Origin of the sequence: Streptomyces sp. AM 4-1-1 (assembly GCF_029167625.1) — a bacterium.
GTDB lineage: Bacteria > Actinomycetota > Actinomycetes > Streptomycetales > Streptomycetaceae > Streptomyces.
Genome location: NZ_CP119145.1, coordinates 146,215 through 162,173, shown reverse-complemented (window position 1 = coordinate 162,173; position 15,959 = coordinate 146,215). Strand labels below are relative to the sequence as shown.

The following is a 15,959-nucleotide window of genomic DNA, read 5'->3' as shown; positions in this document are numbered from 1 at the left end:
GCCCACGCACACCAGGAATTAGTCACACAAATGGTGCTCCTTGGTGTGCCGTTCCGCGCACTTCCTCCCCACCCGCCACCTGAGCAGAGCCCGGGTAACGGGCCGTCGCCACCCGGCGCCGCCGAACTTTCGCCCGCAGGTCGCGGGCCCCGCCAATGGTCCGGTCCGGTGGCTCGTCCGGACGCCCGGCACGAACCCTTGACGCCCCGTCACCCCGCACCACAGAGTGTGCGCCGAGAGCCGCCCGGCAGGACCCCCCACTCACAGCCGCCATGCGCGCGGACGCCTCGCGCCAGGCCTCAGGAAGTCCAGAAAGGGTTGTCATGACCTCCAGACAGCGGACCGGTCTCGCACTCGCCCTGACCGCCACCGGCGCACTCGGCCTCACCCTGCTCACCCCCGTCCCCCACGCCGGCGCGGACGGGACACGCCCCGAGTGCCCCCGGGGCCTCGCCTGCGACTGGGTCCCGGCGGCCTACCGGCAGATCGGCGCCCCGGACGACAAGGAGACGTACGGCAACTACGACATCGCGGACCGCGCGCACAACGGGACGATCAAGTTCATCGTCCTGCACGACACCGAGGAGGACTTCGCGACCACCCTGGACATCTTCAGGAATCCGCTGAAGCAGACCTCCGCCCACTACGTGGTGCGTTCCCGCGACGGCCATGTCACGCAGATGGTGAAGACCAAGGACATCGCCTGGCAGGCGGGCAACTGGTACGTCAACTCCCACTCCATCGGCATCGAACAGGAGGGTTACGCCACCACGGGCGCCACCTGGTACACCCCCGAGATGTACCGCTCGACGGCGAAGCTCGTGCGACACCTGGCCGCCACCTACGACATCCCGCTCGACCGGCAGCACATCATCGGCCACGACGGCGTACCCCCCACCAGCGCGGCCGGCACCAGGAACATGCACTGGGACCCGGGGCCCTACTGGGACTGGAACCGCTTCATGTCCCTGCTCGGCAGACCCACGGGACCCACCGCACCGGAGAACAGCGCACTCGTCACGATCGATCCCGGCTTCACCGGCAACAGACAGGTGTTCCGCGACTGCGAGAAGGGCGTCGACCTGCCGGTCCAGGGCAGCAGCGCCGTCCCCCTGTACACCGAACCGTCCACCGGGGCGCCGCTCTTCCCCGACCCCGGCCTGCACACCGACGGCTCGCCCGGCACGAACTGCGCCGCCGACTGGGGCAGCAAGATCAGCGCCACCCAGCAGGCGGTCGTGGCGGACCACGCACCAGGCTGGACCGCGATCTGGTGGTACGGGCGCAAGGCGTGGTTCCGCACCCCGCCGCACACCCGGATCACCACCCCGACCGCCGGCCTGGTCGTCACGCCGAAGGCGGGCCGGACCGACGTGCCGGTGTACGGGGTGGCGTACCCCGAGAAGTCCGAGTACCCGGCGGGCTTCGCCGCCCCGGCACCTGGCAGTCCGCTCCCGTACACGATCAGCGCCGGCCAGTCCTACCCGGGCGGCGGCAGGGCTCCCACCGGCTACTTCTACGCCCCCACCATCGACGCCTCACTCCCGTACGGCCACACCTACTTCCCGGGCCGGCAGAAGTACGTGACGGTCCAGATCGGCCACCGCGTCGCCTTCGTGAAGGCGGCCGACGTCGACATCGTCCGCGCCCACTGAGATCCCGGGGAGCGGCGCGCCACGCTCCCCGGGTGTCGGCGCGAGGGCCCCGGGAGCCGGCCGGTACCGTACGGCACCGGCCGGCGGTCAGCGGGTGCCGACCGCCGCGCGCACGGCCCCACGGGCCAGCGCGCAGTCGTCGTGCAGCCGGCGCAACAGCAGCCGCTGCTCCTCGCCCGACGGAAGCACGCCCGGCCGTTCCTGACCGGTGCCCGCGCGCGGGGCGTCGTGTACGGTCCGGCGCACGGCCAGTTCGTACCTGCGGATCTCCCGTGTCAGGACGAGCATCAGATTGACCAGGAACGCGTCCCGGGCGGCGGGCCCCTTGGCCTGCGCGAGCTGGCTGATCTGCCGCCGCGCCCCGGGAGCGTCGCCCAGCACCGTCCACAGCGTCGCCAGGTCGTACCCCGGCAGGTACCAGCCGGCGTGTTCCCAGTCGACCAGGACCGGCCCCGTCGGTGACAGCAGGATGTTGGAGAGCAGCGCGTCACCGTGACAGAACTGCCCCCGTCCGCCCTGCCGTCCGCCCGCGTGCGCCAGGCCGTGCACCAGCTTCTGGAGATCACCCAGATCGCGGTCGGTGAACAGACCCAGCTCGTGATAGCGGGCGATCCGCGAGGCGTAGTCCAGCGGCGCGTCGAACAGCCCGGACGGCGGCCGCCACTCGTTGACCCGGCTGACCGCACGCAGGACCGCCAGCAGGTCGGCGCGGGGCGGCGCCTCCGCCGGATGCCGTGTCAGCGCCGCCACCCGTCCCGGCATGCGCTCGATCACCAGCGTGCAGTTGTCGGGGTCGGCGGCGATCAGCCGGGGCACCCGGACCGGCGGGCGGTGCCGCACGAAGGAACGGTAGGCGGCTATTTCGTGCCGGAACCGCTCCGACCAGGCGGGGGAGTGGTCGAGTAAGCACTTGGCCACCGCGGCTGTCCGGCCGGTCGAGCCGACGAGCAGCACCGAACGCCCGCTGCGCCGCAGCACCTGCACCGGATTGAACTCCGGACAGATGCGGTGCACCGAGGCGATGGCCATCCTCAGCTGGGCGCCCTGCGGACCGGACAGATCGAGTCTGCCGCTGAGCGGTTGGGCACCCGGCCCCGCCGGCCGCCGGGCCCGACCACCGCCGGCCGCCGATGCTCCGGCGCGTGGGTCGAGATACGGTCCGCCGCTCGTCGTCAGGGGACGCAGCGGGCGGGGCGGGGCGGACACGGAGGACGATGCTGTGTACATGAACGGGACAGATCCCTTCGCGCGCCGACAGGTTGCGTGCACCAGCCCCGGCCGGCGGCCGTTCGGCACCCTGGGGAGTACCTAGGGCTGCCGGGCGGGGTGGCGCTTTCCTACCTGACACCGGCCCGCGGGTGGCAGACCATCTGGCGGACCCTGGCGAACCCTGGCGAATAGGCGCAGGGCCCCTGACAGGGGGTTACTGTCAACACAGCCGAGAACCTGGGGGCTTGACGTGACCGGAGAACCCAACACCCGTCTGTCGGATCTGTTCGGCCTTGCCGGCTGGTCCAAGGGCGAACTCGCGAGGCTGGTGAACCGGCAGGCGGCGGCCATGGGCCACCCCCAGCTGGCGACCGACACCTCGCGGGTGAGGCGCTGGATCGACATGGGGGAGTCCCCCCGTGATCCCGTGCCCCAAGTGCTGGCGGCCCTGTTCACCGAGCGGCTCGGTCGTGTCGTGACCATCGAGGACCTCGGGTTCGGCCGACGCGGGCGCGCGGGGAAGAGGCGGGATGTCGGGGCGGAGCAGAATCCCGACGGAATGCCGTGGGCGCCCGAACGGACGGCGGCGGTCCTCACCGAATTCACGGGAATGGACCTCATGCTCAACCGACGCGGCTTGGTGGGCGCGGGCGCCGCGCTCACCGCCAGCTCCGTACTCACCGGTGCCATGCACGACTGGCTGCACACCGACCCCTCCCTGACCACAGCCGCTCCCCACACCGGCGACTCCGTCCACGCGGACCCGGCCGGATTCGACCGGTACGAGGCCGCCCCCATCGGATCGCAGGAGATCGAGGCGCTGGAACGATCCGTCGAGGTGTTCCGCGCCTGGGACGCCTCACGCGGCGGCGGACTCCAGCGCAAGGCCGTCGTGGGCCAGCTCAACGAGGTGGGCGGAATGCTCGCCTACCGCCACCCCGACCATCTCCAGCGCCGCCTCTGGGGCGTCGCCGCAAACCTCGCCGTACTCGCCGGGTGGATGTCCCACGACGTCGGCCTCGAACCCACCGCCCAGAAGTACTTCGTCATCGCCGCCCACGCGGCGCGCGAGGGAGGCGACCGGCCGCGCGCGGGCGAGGCGCTCTCCCGGGCGGCCCGTCAGATGGTCCATCTGGGCCGGCCCGACGACGCGCTCGATCTGATGAAGCTCGCCAAGTCCGGGTCCGGCAGTACGACGTTGCCGCGCACCCAGGCGATGCTGCACACCATCGAGGCGTGGGCGCAGGCGTCCATGGGAAAGGGCCAGGCCATGCGCCGCACCCTGGGCAGGGCCGAAGAACTCTTCGTCTCCGACAAGGGTGACGTCCCGCCGCCCAGTTGGATGCAAATGTTCGACGACGCGGACATGCACGGCATGCAGGCACTGGCGTTCCGTACGCTCGCCGAACACGATCCCTCGGTGGCGGGCATCGCCCAACGCCACGCCAAGCAGGCGCTGGAACTCCGGGCCAACGGCCGTCAGCGCTCCAAGATCTTCGACTACATCTCGCTCGCCTCGGCGTGCTTCATCGCCGACGATCCCGAGCAGGCGGACCGCTACGCGCGGCTCGCGCTCGTCACCATGGGGGAGACCTCCTCGCACCGCACCTGGGACCGGCTGCGCCAGATGTACCGGCTCACCGGTCAGTTCGCCGGATACGCCAAGATCGAGGACCTGCGCGAGGAGATCAAGCTCTCCCTGCCGCAGAGCTCCTTGATCACACGGCCCGGGGGCGCGGAGGTCTGACCAGGCCCTGACGCAGGGGCATCACCTCGTACAGGCGTACCACCGCACGGCGTCGGCATGTGGCGTCGACGTGACCGGCGGGCGATCCGCCGTTCGGCGCCTCTTCACGCCCCGATCCGGGCGATCAGTACGCACGCGTCGTCCAGGCGGCCGGTGCCGCCGAACTCCTCGACGACGGTCCGCAGGCACTCCTGTGCCGTACGGGCCCGGGCGAACCGTGGGGCGAGGCCGAGCAGCGCCTCGGGGCCCACGCTCCGGTCGCTGCGGCGTGTCAGTCCGTCGGTGTGGAGCACCAGCACGTCGCCGGGCAGCAGGCGCGCTTCGGCCTGCTCGTACGCCGCGCCGGAGCCCGCTCCCAGCAGCACCCCGCCGGGGGCGGACAGGGGCCGCCCCGTCCCGTTGCGGAACAGCAGCGGCGCGGGGTGTCCCGCCTGCGACCAGGTGAGCGTGCCGGTCGCCGGATCGAAGCGGCAGCACAGGGCGCTGCCCAGGGCCGGCTGGGCCGACGCGTCGAGCAGCTGGTTCAGATGTCCCATCAGCGTGCCCGGCCCGATGCCCGCCACCGCCATGCCGCGCACGGCTCCCAGCAGCATCGCCATGGCCGAGGTCGCGGAGATGCCGTGGCCGGTGAGATCACCGACCGTGAGGAGCGTTCTGCCGTCGGGCAGCTCCAGCGCGTCGTACCAGTCGCCGCCGATCATCGCGCTCGACTCGGAGGGCAGGTAGTGGGCGGCGAGGTCCAGTGTGCCGGACTCCCCGCCGCGCAGCCGCGGTGAACCGCGCCAGGGGGGGAGCACGGCTTCCTGGAGCTCGACCGCGATCCGCCGCTCGGTCTGCGCCCTCCGGTGGCCCCGCTCCAGCGAGTCCCGTGAGGCGTCCAGCACCCGCTGGCTGCGCCGCAGTTCGCTGACGTCCCGCAGGACCGCCCACATGGACGCCGTGCAGCCGTCCGGGTCGAGGACGGGCTCGCCCATCATGTGCAGAGTGCGTGTCCGGCCGTCGGCGTGACGGATGCGGAACTCCCCGTCCATCGGCCTCCCGTCCACCAGGCAGTCCGTGACCATCGAGGTGAGCAGCGGCTGGTCCTCCGGAAGGAGTGTGGACGGGAGGTCGTCCAGTGACAGCGGGCCCGCCTCGACGCCGCGGCCGAAGATCTCGTACAGCTCCGCCGACCAGGTGACCTCGTCGGTCAGCAGGTTCCACTCGGCGCTGCCCACCCTGCTGAGGAGCGAGCCGCGCGGTGGCGCGGTGACGCTCCCGGAGGCGCCTTCCGGCGGTTCCTCCCGTCCGTCCTCCGGGGGCAGGCCCTCCTTGAGCTGCCCCAGATGGGAACCGAGGTCGTCGAGGTGGCTGACGGCCAGGTCGCAGAGCGCCCGTTGCCAGCGCAGCCGCGGGTCGTCCTCATCGATCACAGCGGTGTCCCGCCGCACGGCGTCCATGTCTCCGCGCAGTCGCCGGGTGCGGTCGATCAAGGCGTCAACGGTGGCGACGACATCGTGTTCGGGCGGTTGCGGGGCGGGGTGGTCCGCGAACGGATGGGACGACATCTCGTACTCCGATACAGGCGCGGCACTACCAGGTCTGAAGGGTGGGGCCGATGACGACTGTGACACAGGCGGAGGAGGCCCGTAAGGCGTTTGGCAACACTCGACGCGTAGTTGCGCAGGGCATATGCCGCAGGCCGCGTGGGACACCCCTTGCTTCGAACAGCCTTGCGTCCGGCGGGCATTGATGCAAGTCACCCGGCGCTTTCGGCGGTCCACGCGCCCGCGTGCGCGGTTCTCGCGCGGCGCACCACCGGGTACCCGGGGCATATTCGCCAGGGATGCCGATCGGATTCGGCCATCGCCGGGAATGCGGCACGCCCGCCATCCGTTGAACCGGTCACGACAACGACACCCGTCCCCGTGCGGGAGGGGGTCGGTGCAGACGTCTGGAGGCGCCCATGGCACGCAGTGAGATCCGTCCCGTCATCACGCTCCGCTCGGTCGCCGGATCGGGCCACAGCTATGTGACGCGAAAGAACCGCCGGAACGACCCGGACCGTCTGGTCCTGCGCAAGTACGACCCGGCCGCCGGCCGGCACGTCCTCTTCCGCGAGGAGCGCTGAGGGCCCGACCGCCGGGCGGCGCCTGACGCCGCCCGGCGGGGCGTGCGGCACGGACGCGCGGACCCGTGTCCTGAATCACACCCGAGCCGTCACGGGCGGGGAACAGTGCCGCGTGGTTTATCGTTCATCTATATGTGGGCGTGGAGGGGACAGTGTCCCCGGGCCTCAGTTATCGCCCATGGGGAAGATCGTTCGGCTGAAGCCCCATGGAGCCCCTCGCCGAGAGGCGACCACCCTTCACTCCCACCCTCAGGCCGCCCCGGCCGGATTCCCCCGATCCGGCCGGGGCTTCTCTCTGCCCGGCCGTGTGCCGCAGGCCGTCCGTCCCGTGATCCCCGGCGGGCGTACGGCGACGGCCGCGACGCGCCTCGCCGTGTCGCCGGAACGCCCGCACCCGTCCGGCGGGCGGGCGTCTCCCCGCGCGCACCCCGTCCGACGCCACGCGCCGATCCATCAGTCAGCCGGCCGTCAGGGATTCAGGGGACCGCGCTCGGCCGCGGAGGTGGAGGTCACGGCTTCCGACCGCGCCGTCCTCCCGGCGCGGTCTCCAGGAGCAGCGCGCATACCGCGAGCACCGCCCCGACCGCGGCCGCGGCACCTGGCCAGAACCGGACGGTCAGCGCGGTCGCCCCGGCACCCGCCACGACGCCGACGACCCTGCCGATCGCCCAGCCGTCCCCCGGGCGAGGTGCCCGCAGCGCCGCCCGGGCGATGAGGGCCGTGAGCGTGCCGGTGAAGTAGTTGGTGGGTGTCACCCGCACCCGCCCCTGGATGCCCATCGCCAGAGCCGTGATCGACAGCAGTCCCAGCCGGTCGCCGTCCGAGACGATCAGGCCCGGACCCCACAGCGCCGCCGCGCCCGCGAGCAGTACCGCCTCGATCAGCAGCGTGACCGGCGCAGGCAGCCGGCGGGCCTCGGCCAGCCACGCCCCGAGGGCGGCCCCGCCCCCGTACGCCACCAGCGCCGTGGTGGCGCGCCACGCCACCCCGTCCTCTCCCGCGCCCGCGGCCGAGGCGCCGAGCAGGACCAGGTTTCCGGTCATCACCCCGGCGAAGACGTGCCCCACGCAGAGGAAGACGAACGCGTCCACGGCGCCGGACGTCGCCGACAGCAGCCACAGCACCCACTCGCCGCGCCGTTCGCGCGCGGCGGCCGTGGTCTTCGGCCCGGAGGCCGACGCGTCGGAGGGTGGTGTCGAGGCGGAGGAAGGAGGCACGCCCGCATTCTCGGTGCCTGTCCGCCTTCCGTGGCGCCTCGCGGCCGGGGCGGCGTGGCGCCCCGGCCGAACAGTGGCCCCGGAGGTCCATGGTTCGGATCATCGGCGCAATCCGCCGCGGCGGACCGGTCGTTGAGGCGTGATGTCGCCGATGGATATACGATCACGCCTCCCACCCCCGGCGGGCATGATGATCGTATGACTTGGACAGCTCCTGAACCCGCCCGTACGCCTTCACCCACCGCGACGACGTCTACTCGCTGCGGATGGTCTACCTCCACATGATCGCGGAGTACGCCCGCCATGTCGGGCACGCCGACCTCCTGCGCGAGCGTCTGGACGGTGTCACGGGCGGCTGAGTTCGCGTCCTCCCCGCCGGGATGTACTTGACGTGCACGCGTCCATCGGTATGGTCTAGTCCAAGTACAGGGCAGCACCGAACTCCCCGTGAGCCAGGGGAAATTCGGCTGCTTACCCTGTCGCGCCCTTCGCGCCTCTTGGCCCCACACTCGAGAGGCCGGCTCGCGGCGGACTGGCTCCCACGGCCTGTCGGCACGCGGAAGGCCTCCTGTGAAGGAGAAGCATGAACGCAAAGAGGAAGACCGCCGTCGCCTTCGGCGCCGTACTCGCCCCGGTCCTCGCCCTGACCCTTCCCGCGGCGTCGGCGAGTGCCCACGGGTACATCAACTCGCCGCCGAGCAGGCAGGCGCAGTGTGCGGCCGGAACCGTCCAGTGCGGCTCCATCAAGTACGAACCGCAGAGCGTGGAAGGCCCCAAGGGGCTCATGAGCTGCAGTGGCGGCAACAGCGCCTTCGCCGACCTCGACAACGACTCCAAGGGGTGGAAGGTCACCCCGGTCAGCAGCACCACGGCGTTCAAGTGGACCCTGACCGCCCGGCACGCCACCAGCACCTGGCAGTACTACGCCGGCGGCCGGAAGATCGCCGAGTTCAACGACAAGGGCGCCCAGCCCGGCGCGACCGTCAGCCACCAGGTCAACTTCGGTGGGCTGAAGGGCAAGCAGAAGGTGCTCGCCGTCTGGAACATCGCCGACACCCCCAACGCGTTCTACGCCTGCGTCGACGTCAACGTCAGCTGACGTGAGCCCGACTGCCTGATCATCCTCGATCAGTCCTGGGGCGCCCCGGCCGGTCCGTCCGGTCGGGGCGCCCCTGCGCGTGCGCGGACACACGTGGGTGTCGGCGCGGCGGCAGCCGAAGCGGACCGGTCCGGTTCCCGGACGGTCGCGGAGATCCGCGGCCTTCCCGTACCGGCGGCTGCCGGGCGATCCGCGACTCGCCCGTACCGGCGGACCGCCCGGAGATCCGTGGCCACGCCCACCGTGTGACGGCCCGGACGCCGCTCGCCCTCCTCACGTTCACCGGGGAGAGCGCGCGGCCGGTGGGTGGGACGGTTCCGTGGGAGCCGGACATCCCGGGCGCCGCCCAGTCCCTCGCCCCGCCCACCGGGCGCGCGACCCGCGCTACCGCTGGTCCGAGTCCGGCGGCCGCACCGATTCCACGCCCGCCGACGGCCCCGGACCGTTGTCCGGAGTGCCGGCCGAGCTGGAATCCGGGGCGAACAGCGTCATCCCGAGGTACACCGCCGCCAGGAACGCGGCCGTCCCTGCGACGGCACTCGCCACCCTGGGCCGGCGCCTGATGACCTCCCGGGCACCGCCGCGCCGCGCCGCGGGCCTGGCCCGCCCGGAGGCGGGTGCCCGTCTTCGCCCCGTGGCCTGTGGCAGCCGGTAGGTCGTCGTGGAGGGCGCGGCGGCGCGGGACGCCGGCGTGAGGGCGGGGGAGGGGGCGGAGGCGGAAGGTACGGACGGAGGAACGTGCCGGGGCAGTGGTTCCGGATGTCCGCGCCAGGCGTCCGTGCGGAACCAGTCGGCCACCTGTTGCGCGCCGGGACGTTCCTCCGGCTGCTTCGCGAGCAGCCCCAGCAGATACGCGTCGAAGGCGGCGGGGACGTCCACGCCCCGCTGACGCAGCGGAACCGGAGCCGCGTCCACATGCTGGTAGAGGGTCCCGGTCGCGGTGTCCGATTTGAACGGCGGCTCTCCCAGGAGCAGTTGGTAGATCACGCAGCCGAGGGAGTACATGTCGGACGCGGCCCCGGCCGTACGGCCCAGCGCCCGCTCCGGCGCCAGATAGAGGCTCGTACCGACGATCTGGCCGGTTCCCGTCAGGGCGGCGGACGGGTCGTCGACGAACTGGGCGATGCCGAAGTCGCCGATCTTCACCGACCCCTCGGCGTCGAGCATCAGGTTGCCGGGCTTGATGTCGCGGTGGACGACGCCCTGCCGGTGCGCGGCGGCCAGACCGGCGGCGGCCTCACCGGCCATCCGCGCCACCCGTTCGGGGCTCAGCCGCCGCTCGGTGTCGAGCAGTCCGCCGAGGCTCACCCCCTCGACCAGCTCCATGACGAGGAAGAAACGATCCTCCCAAGCCCCGAAGTCGAAGACCGCGACCAGATGCGGGTGGCTCAGCCGGGCCGCCGTCTGCGCCTCCAGCCGGAACCGCGCGGTCGCCGAGGCATCGGCCCGGTCCCCCAGGAGCAGCTTCACGGCCACCGCACGGCCGAGGACCTCGTCCGTGGCACGCCATACCTCCCCCATGCCGCCACGGCCGATGGGGGACATCAATCGGTACCGACCAGCTACCAGCACCTGTGCACCAATCTCCAACTGTGGGCCACCTCGACAGCCGCGAAGGCGACCTCATCGGGTACGGGACGGACAGGAGCCCGCGGCGCGACCAGAGTATCTGTCCGCGGACCCGTCCACGGTACGGACAAGCCACCGCCCCCGCCCGTGACCGGCCACTTCACCGGTGCCCCGCCGTACCCGGGAGGGCCCCCGCGGAACACGCGCGCCGGACGCCGGCCGGCGGCGGAACGGATTGGCCCGGACCGTGCCGGGTACCCGGCGTGGAACCCCATCCCCCGAACGAAGGGCCCCGCCGTGCCGCAGAAGCGGAAGAACATCTTCGTCGTCGGTCTCGACGAGGCGAACCTCCCCACCCTCACGGCCGTGCCGGACGCCGACAGCTACCGGTTCCACCGACTGCTCACCATCGACCAGCTGCAGCAGGGCGAGGTGTCCGTCGCGGACCTGCTCACCGAGGCGCACAAGGTGCTCGACGCGCACGAGGGAAGCATCGACGCCATCGTCGGTTACTGGGACTTCCCGGTCAGCACGCTCGTACCGCTCCTCAGCGAGCACTACGGCACCCGCAGCACCAGCCTTGAGTCCGTCGTCAAGTGCGAGCACAAGTACTGGAGCCGGCTGGAACAGCGGAAGGTCATCGAGGAGCACCCGCGCTTCGGCATGGTCGACCTCGACAGCGACGACCCGCGGCCGCCCGAGGGCGTCCGATTCCCGATGTGGCTGAAGCCGGCCCTCTCCTACTCCTCCGAACTGGCCTACGGGGTCAAGGACATGGCAGAGTTCCGTACCGCGGTGGACGACATACGCGCCGGGATCTCCCGGGTCGGCCGCCCCTTCGAGTACATCCTCGACCGCATGGAGCTGCCCCCGGAGATGGCGGGCGTCGGCGGGCAGGTGTGCCTGGCGGAAGAGGCCCTGACCGGAATCCAGGTCGCCGTCGAGGGATACACGCTCGACGGCGAGGTCACCGTCTACGGCGTCCTCGACTCGATCAACTACCCCGACTCCCCGTGCTTCCTGCGCCACCAGTACCCCAGCACCCTGCCCGACCCGGTGATCCGCCGGCTGCGTGACATCAGCGAACGGACCATGCGGCAGATCGGCATGGACCACGCCACCTTCAGCATCGAGTTCTTCTACGACCCCGGCACGGACAGCATCAACCTGCTGGAGATCAACCCGCGCCACTCGCAGTCGCACGCCGAGATGTTCCAGTACGTGGACGGGGTGCCCAACCACCACCGCATGCTCCGGCTGGCCCTCGGCGAGGACCCGGCCGTGCCCGGCGGCAAGGGCCGCTACCGGACGGCCGCCAAGTGGTACTACCGCTGGTTCGGCGACGCCTCCGCGCACCGCGTCCCCAGCCCGGACGAGATCGCCGAGATCGAGCGGACGATACCCGGGGTGCGGATCGACATCGTCCCCGCCGAGGGACAGCGGCTCTCCGAGATCCCCGGACAGGACAGCTACAGCTTCGAACTGGCGCACATCTTCACCGGAGGCGACAGTGAGGAGGACATGCGCGAGAAGTACGACCGGTGCGTGGCGGCGCTCGACTTCACCTTCCGCGACACCGAACCGGGTGACCGCCACCAGAAGACGGCGTGAGCCGGCCCCGCGCGGCCGGCGACGGACCGCGGCCCGCCCGCCCCATCCGCACCACCGGGAAGGAGCACCCATCGGCATGCGTATCGTGGACCAGTTGCCGTACGTGACGAAGGAAGAGAACCACGTCACCATCCCCATGCCGGACGGCGTCCAGTTGTCCGCCCGTATCTGGCGGCCCACGTCGTCCGACCACGAGCCGGTTCCGGCGGTGCTGGAGTACATCCCCTACCGCAAACGCGACCTGACCTCCGTACGTGACGCGATCAGCCATCCGTACATGGCGGGACACGGCTACGCCTGCGTACGGGTCGATCTGCGCGGCACCGGGGAATCCGAGGGCGTCCTGCGGGACGAGTACCTCGAACAGGAACAGCGCGACGCCGAGGAGGTCCTCGCCTGGCTCGCCGACCAGCCCTGGTGCGACGGCAGCACCGGCATGATCGGCATCTCCTGGGGCGGATTCGCCGCTCTCCAGGTGGCCGCCCGCCGCCCGCCCAGCCTGCGGGCCGTCGTCATCGCCTCGTTCACCGACGACCGGTACGCCGACGACATGCACTACATGGGCGGCGCGATGCTGTCGGACAACCTCGCGGAAGCCGGCACGATGTTCGCGTACGCGACCTGTCCGCCCGACCCCGCGGTGGTCGGCGGACGATGGCGCGAGATGTGGCACGAACGGCTGGAGAACACCCGGCCCTGGGTCCTCGAATGGCTGCGCCACCAGCACCGCGACTCCTACTGGCGGCACGCGTCGGTCTGCGAGGACTACGGGGCGCTGCGCTGCCCGGTCCTCGCCTCCAGCGGCTGGGCCGACGGTTACTCCAACGCGGTGACGAGGCTGCTCGCGAACGTGGACGTGCCGCGCAAGGGCCTCATCGGCCCCTGGTCGCACAAACTGCCCCACCTCGGCGAGCCCGGCCCCGCCATCGGATACCTGCAGGAGGTCGTCCGCTGGTGGGACCACTGGCTCAAGGGCGTCGACAACGGCGTGATGGACGGCCCCATGCTCCAGACCTGGATGCAGGAGAGCGTGCCGCCCTCCACCGCGTACGAGGAGCGGCCCGGACGCTGGGTGGGGGAACCGAGCTGGCCCTCGCCGCACGTCCAGGAGGTCGTCCACCCGCTGCACGACCGGCACATCGTCCGTCCCGCGGACCCGGAGGGGCGATCCGCCGGCCCGGCCCGGACGGACGCCGGGGAAGGGCGGGTGCTGACCCTGCGGTCGCCGCTCTCGGTCGGGCAGTTCGCCGGGAAGTGGGCCTCGTACAACGCTCCGCCCGACCTGCCGTACGACCAGCGCGAGGAGGACGGCGGTTCGCTCGTTTTCGACACGGAGGTCCTCACCGAACGGGTGGAGATCCTCGGCTCCCCCTCGGTCGAGCTGGAGGTGTCGGCCTCCGAACCGGCCGCGCAGATCGCGGTGCGGCTCTCGGACGTGGCGCCGGACGGAAGCGCCACCCGCGTCACCTACGGCGTCCTCGACCTCGCCCACCGAAACGGCGACCCGGAACCGGTCGAACCCGGCCACCGCTACCGGGCGACCGTCCACCTCAACGGTGTCGCGCAGGCATTCCCGCCCGGTCACCGCATCCGCCTGTCGCTCTCCACCTCGTACTGGCCGCTCGTCTGGCCGACGCCCAGGCCCGTGCTGCTCAGCGTGTACGAGGACGGCTGCGCCCTCACCCTGCCGGTCCGGCCCACACAGGAGCCGGACGAGATGTCCGGCAGCCCCTTCGGCGCCCCGGAGGGCACCGCCCCGGCCCGGGTCACCCGGCTCACCGAACCCGAGCAGCGCTGGGACGTCACCCGCGATCTCGTCGGCTACCGGTCCCAGCTGGAGATCGTCAAGGACCAGGGCATGACGCGCTTCGAGGACCCCGGCATCGAGGTGGGCCGCAGGGCATACGAACGGTACGCGTCGGTCGCGGAGGATTTCAGCTCGGTGAGCGGGGAATCCACCTGGACCATGCGGTTCCGGCGTGACGACTGGGACGTCAAGGTGATCACCCGCACGGTGCTCACCTGCGACGAGGAGGAGTTCCACGTCGACGCGACACTCGACGGCTACGAGGGCGAACGCAGGGTCTTCTCCCGTACCTGGAACGAGAGTGTGCCCCGGGACACGACCCCACCGGGCGACCCGGGGCCCTGAGCGTCCGGGCCCCGGGCCGCCCGGTGGCGGGCCGCCCGGGGCGGTCAGCCGACCGGCGTCCCCAGCGCCGTGTCGACCTCGCGGAGGAAGTCCTCCAGGTCGTCGGGGGTCCGCGAGGTGACCAGGACCCACCCGCCGGAGTCATCGGTGACGACCGGCCTGTCCACCCAGTCAGCCCCGGCGTTGCGGATGTCCGTCCGCAGCGAGGCGTAGGAGGTGAGCGTCTTGCCGGTGACGACGTCCGCCTCGACGAGCGCCCACGGTCCGTGGCAGATCGCCGCCACCGGACGCCCGGACGATGTGAACGAGCGGACGATCTCCGGCGTCCTGGCCTCCAGGCGCAGCGAGTCGGCGTTGAGCGTGCCGCCCGGCACCAGCAGCAGGTCGTAGGCGGAGGCGTCCACGTCCGCGAGGGCGATCGTCGGTGTCACCGTCTCGCCGGGGTCCTTGTCGCCGACGAGTGTCCGGACCGGGTCCGTCGAAACGGCCGCCACGTCCACCTCGGCGCCCCGCTCGCGCAGATGCCGCACCGGTACCAGCAGCTCGTCCTGTTCGACGCCGTAGTTCGTCACGATCGCCAGAACCCGACGGCCGTCGAGCGCGCTGTCAGCCATGGTCTGTCCTCTCAGCCCGAGGTGCGCTTCCGATGGAACTCCCCCCGTCCAACGTAGACCGGCCATCGCTCACGCGCAGACGCGGCAGCCGACGGCCGCTGCCCGCGCCGTCGGGCCGGGAGCGGCCACCCGGCCTACGCTGGGCGAGGGGCGGACGCGTGCCCGCACGACCGTGGCCGAAGCGGCGATCCAGAACGAGAAGACAGATCCGAACCGGTACCGGCCCCGGAGCCCCCGGGCCGGCCGAATCCCACTCCGGAGGACACGACCATGGCACGTGCAGCGCTGTTCGATGTGGACGGGACGCTGGTGGACACCAACTACCTGCACGTCACCGCCTGGTGGGAGGCGTTCCGGCAGGCCGGGCACGACGTACCCATGCAGGCCGTCCACCACGCCGTCGGACTGGGCTCGGACGACCTGATGGACCACCTCCTCGGCACCGGCAGGGACCACGAGGAGGGCGCGGCGATCAGCACCGCGCACAAGGTGCTGTACGGGCAGTACTTCGAGCGGCTGCCCGCCCTGGACGCCGCGGGAGATCTGCTGCGCACGCTCGCCGCCCGCGGCTGGACCGTCGTTCTCGCGACATCCGCATCGGGGCCGGAACTCGACGCGCTGAGAAAGGCGCTGGACGCCGACGACGTCATCGCGGACACGGCCGGCGCGGAGGACGTGGACGAGGGGAAACCCGCCCCGGAGCCGGTCGAGCGAGCCAGGAGACTCGCGGGCGCGACCCGCGAGGACAGCGTGTACGTCGGTGACTCCGTGTGGGACATGGAGGCGGCGACCCGTGCCGGCGTCCCCGTCATCGGTCTGCTGTCCGGAGGAATCCCGAGGGCGGACCTGGAGAACGCGGGGGCGGCCGAGATCTACCGTGATCCGGCGGACCTGCTCGCCCGGCTCGACGAGTCCCTGTTCGGCTCCGCACGGCGCGATGGCTGAAACACGGCCGGATCGGCGGTCCGGAAACGCG

General features: G+C 71.7%; 12 protein-coding genes and 1 pseudogene. 8 read left to right on the top strand and 5 right to left on the bottom strand.

The genetic code is table 11. The features are described 5' to 3' along the window. Window positions 1-323 precede the first annotated feature (323 nt). Window positions 324-1,655 (top strand): peptidoglycan recognition family protein, encoded by a 1,332-nt coding sequence (locus tag PZB75_RS00780; protein ID WP_275533319.1) that lies wholly within the window; start codon window positions 324-326, stop codon window positions 1,653-1,655. Window positions 1,656-1,742: 87 nt separating this feature from the next. Here PZB75_RS00780 and PZB75_RS00775 read toward each other — a convergent pair whose 3' ends face one another. Further along, window positions 1,743-2,882: an aminoglycoside phosphotransferase family protein gene (locus PZB75_RS00775; RefSeq protein WP_275533318.1), complete on the bottom strand. Its 1,140-nt coding sequence runs from the start codon at window positions 2,880-2,882 to the stop codon at window positions 1,743-1,745. A 232-nt stretch (window positions 2,883-3,114) separates the two neighbouring features. On the opposite strand from PZB75_RS00775, the gene PZB75_RS00770 reads away from it, so the two are divergent. Next, complete coding sequence (locus PZB75_RS00770) at window positions 3,115-4,611, top strand: hypothetical protein (RefSeq protein WP_275533317.1); 1,497 nt, start codon at window positions 3,115-3,117, stop codon at window positions 4,609-4,611. A gap of 104 nt (window positions 4,612-4,715) precedes the next feature. Here the strand turns inward: PZB75_RS00770 and PZB75_RS00765 are convergent, their stop codons facing one another. Then, window positions 4,716-6,158: a SpoIIE family protein phosphatase gene (locus PZB75_RS00765; RefSeq protein WP_275533316.1), complete on the bottom strand. Its 1,443-nt coding sequence runs from the start codon at window positions 6,156-6,158 to the stop codon at window positions 4,716-4,718. A 398-nt stretch (window positions 6,159-6,556) separates the two neighbouring features. Between PZB75_RS00765 and rpmG the strand changes: the two genes are divergently transcribed. After that, window positions 6,557-6,721 carry a 50S ribosomal protein L33 gene (rpmG, locus tag PZB75_RS00760; RefSeq protein WP_275533315.1) on the top strand — a complete coding sequence of 55 codons (165 nt, stop codon included), beginning with the start codon at window positions 6,557-6,559 and terminating at the stop codon, window positions 6,719-6,721. Between the two features lie 509 nt (window positions 6,722-7,230). On the opposite strand, the gene PZB75_RS00755 is transcribed toward rpmG, so the two are convergent. Then, complete coding sequence (locus tag PZB75_RS00755; RefSeq protein WP_275538530.1) at window positions 7,231-7,836, bottom strand: DUF1275 family protein; 606 nt, start codon at window positions 7,834-7,836, stop codon at window positions 7,231-7,233. A gap of 335 nt (window positions 7,837-8,171) precedes the next feature. On the opposite strand from PZB75_RS00755, the pseudogene PZB75_RS00750 reads away from it, so the two are divergent. Then, a pseudogene (locus tag PZB75_RS00750) lies at window positions 8,172-8,297 on the top strand (DUF664 domain-containing protein); the annotation flags it as partial. Between the two features lie 224 nt (window positions 8,298-8,521). Next, the gene (locus PZB75_RS00745; protein WP_275533313.1) at window positions 8,522-9,037 is read left to right on the top strand and encodes a lytic polysaccharide monooxygenase auxiliary activity family 9 protein; all 516 of its coding nucleotides are present in this window, start codon (window positions 8,522-8,524) and stop codon (window positions 9,035-9,037) included. 384 nt (window positions 9,038-9,421) lie between these two features. Here PZB75_RS00745 and PZB75_RS00740 read toward each other — a convergent pair whose 3' ends face one another. After that, window positions 9,422-10,558: a serine/threonine-protein kinase gene (locus tag PZB75_RS00740; protein WP_275538529.1), complete on the bottom strand. Its 1,137-nt coding sequence runs from the start codon at window positions 10,556-10,558 to the stop codon at window positions 9,422-9,424. A 345-nt stretch (window positions 10,559-10,903) separates the two neighbouring features. Here PZB75_RS00740 and PZB75_RS00735 point away from each other — a divergent pair, with 345 nt between their 5' ends. Both PZB75_RS00735 and PZB75_RS00730 read left to right on the top strand, forming a co-directional pair. Continuing rightward, window positions 10,904-12,217 (top strand): ATP-grasp domain-containing protein, encoded by a 1,314-nt coding sequence (locus tag PZB75_RS00735; RefSeq protein WP_275533312.1) that lies wholly within the window; start codon window positions 10,904-10,906, stop codon window positions 12,215-12,217. Between the two features lie 76 nt (window positions 12,218-12,293). Further along, complete coding sequence (locus PZB75_RS00730) at window positions 12,294-14,369, top strand: CocE/NonD family hydrolase (protein ID WP_275533311.1); 2,076 nt, start codon at window positions 12,294-12,296, stop codon at window positions 14,367-14,369. A gap of 44 nt (window positions 14,370-14,413) precedes the next feature. Here the strand turns inward: PZB75_RS00730 and PZB75_RS00725 are convergent, their stop codons facing one another. Continuing rightward, on the bottom strand, window positions 14,414-14,983 hold the full coding sequence (locus tag PZB75_RS00725; RefSeq protein WP_275533310.1) for a type 1 glutamine amidotransferase domain-containing protein: 570 nt from the start codon (window positions 14,981-14,983) through the stop codon (window positions 14,414-14,416). 270 nt (window positions 14,984-15,253) lie between these two features. Here PZB75_RS00725 and PZB75_RS00720 point away from each other — a divergent pair, with 270 nt between their 5' ends. Beyond that, window positions 15,254-15,928, top strand: a complete 675-nt coding sequence (locus PZB75_RS00720) for an HAD family hydrolase (RefSeq protein WP_275533309.1) — start codon at window positions 15,254-15,256, stop codon at window positions 15,926-15,928. The last annotated feature ends 31 nt before the right edge of the window (window positions 15,929-15,959 follow it).

Excerpts from the sequence above, each read along its gene's own strand:
- rpmG (WP_275533315.1), top strand. The coding sequence starts at position 6,557 with ATGGCACGCAGTGAGATCCGTCCCGTCATCACGCTCCGCTCGGTCGCC.
- PZB75_RS00720 (WP_275533309.1), top strand. The coding sequence starts at position 15,254 with ATGGCACGTGCAGCGCTGTTCGATGTGGACGGGACGCTGGTGGACACC.
- PZB75_RS00730 (WP_275533311.1), top strand. The coding sequence starts at position 12,294 with ATGCGTATCGTGGACCAGTTGCCGTACGTGACGAAGGAAGAGAACCAC.
- PZB75_RS00740 (WP_275538529.1), bottom strand. The coding sequence starts at position 10,558 with ATGGGGGAGGTATGGCGTGCCACGGACGAGGTCCTCGGCCGTGCGGTG.
- PZB75_RS00745 (WP_275533313.1), top strand. The coding sequence starts at position 8,522 with ATGAACGCAAAGAGGAAGACCGCCGTCGCCTTCGGCGCCGTACTCGCC.
- PZB75_RS00780 (WP_275533319.1), top strand. The coding sequence starts at position 324 with ATGACCTCCAGACAGCGGACCGGTCTCGCACTCGCCCTGACCGCCACC.
- PZB75_RS00765 (WP_275533316.1), bottom strand. The coding sequence starts at position 6,158 with ATGTCGTCCCATCCGTTCGCGGACCACCCCGCCCCGCAACCGCCCGAA.
- PZB75_RS00725 (WP_275533310.1), bottom strand. The coding sequence starts at position 14,983 with ATGGCTGACAGCGCGCTCGACGGCCGTCGGGTTCTGGCGATCGTGACG.
- PZB75_RS00775 (WP_275533318.1), bottom strand. The coding sequence starts at position 2,882 with ATGTACACAGCATCGTCCTCCGTGTCCGCCCCGCCCCGCCCGCTGCGT.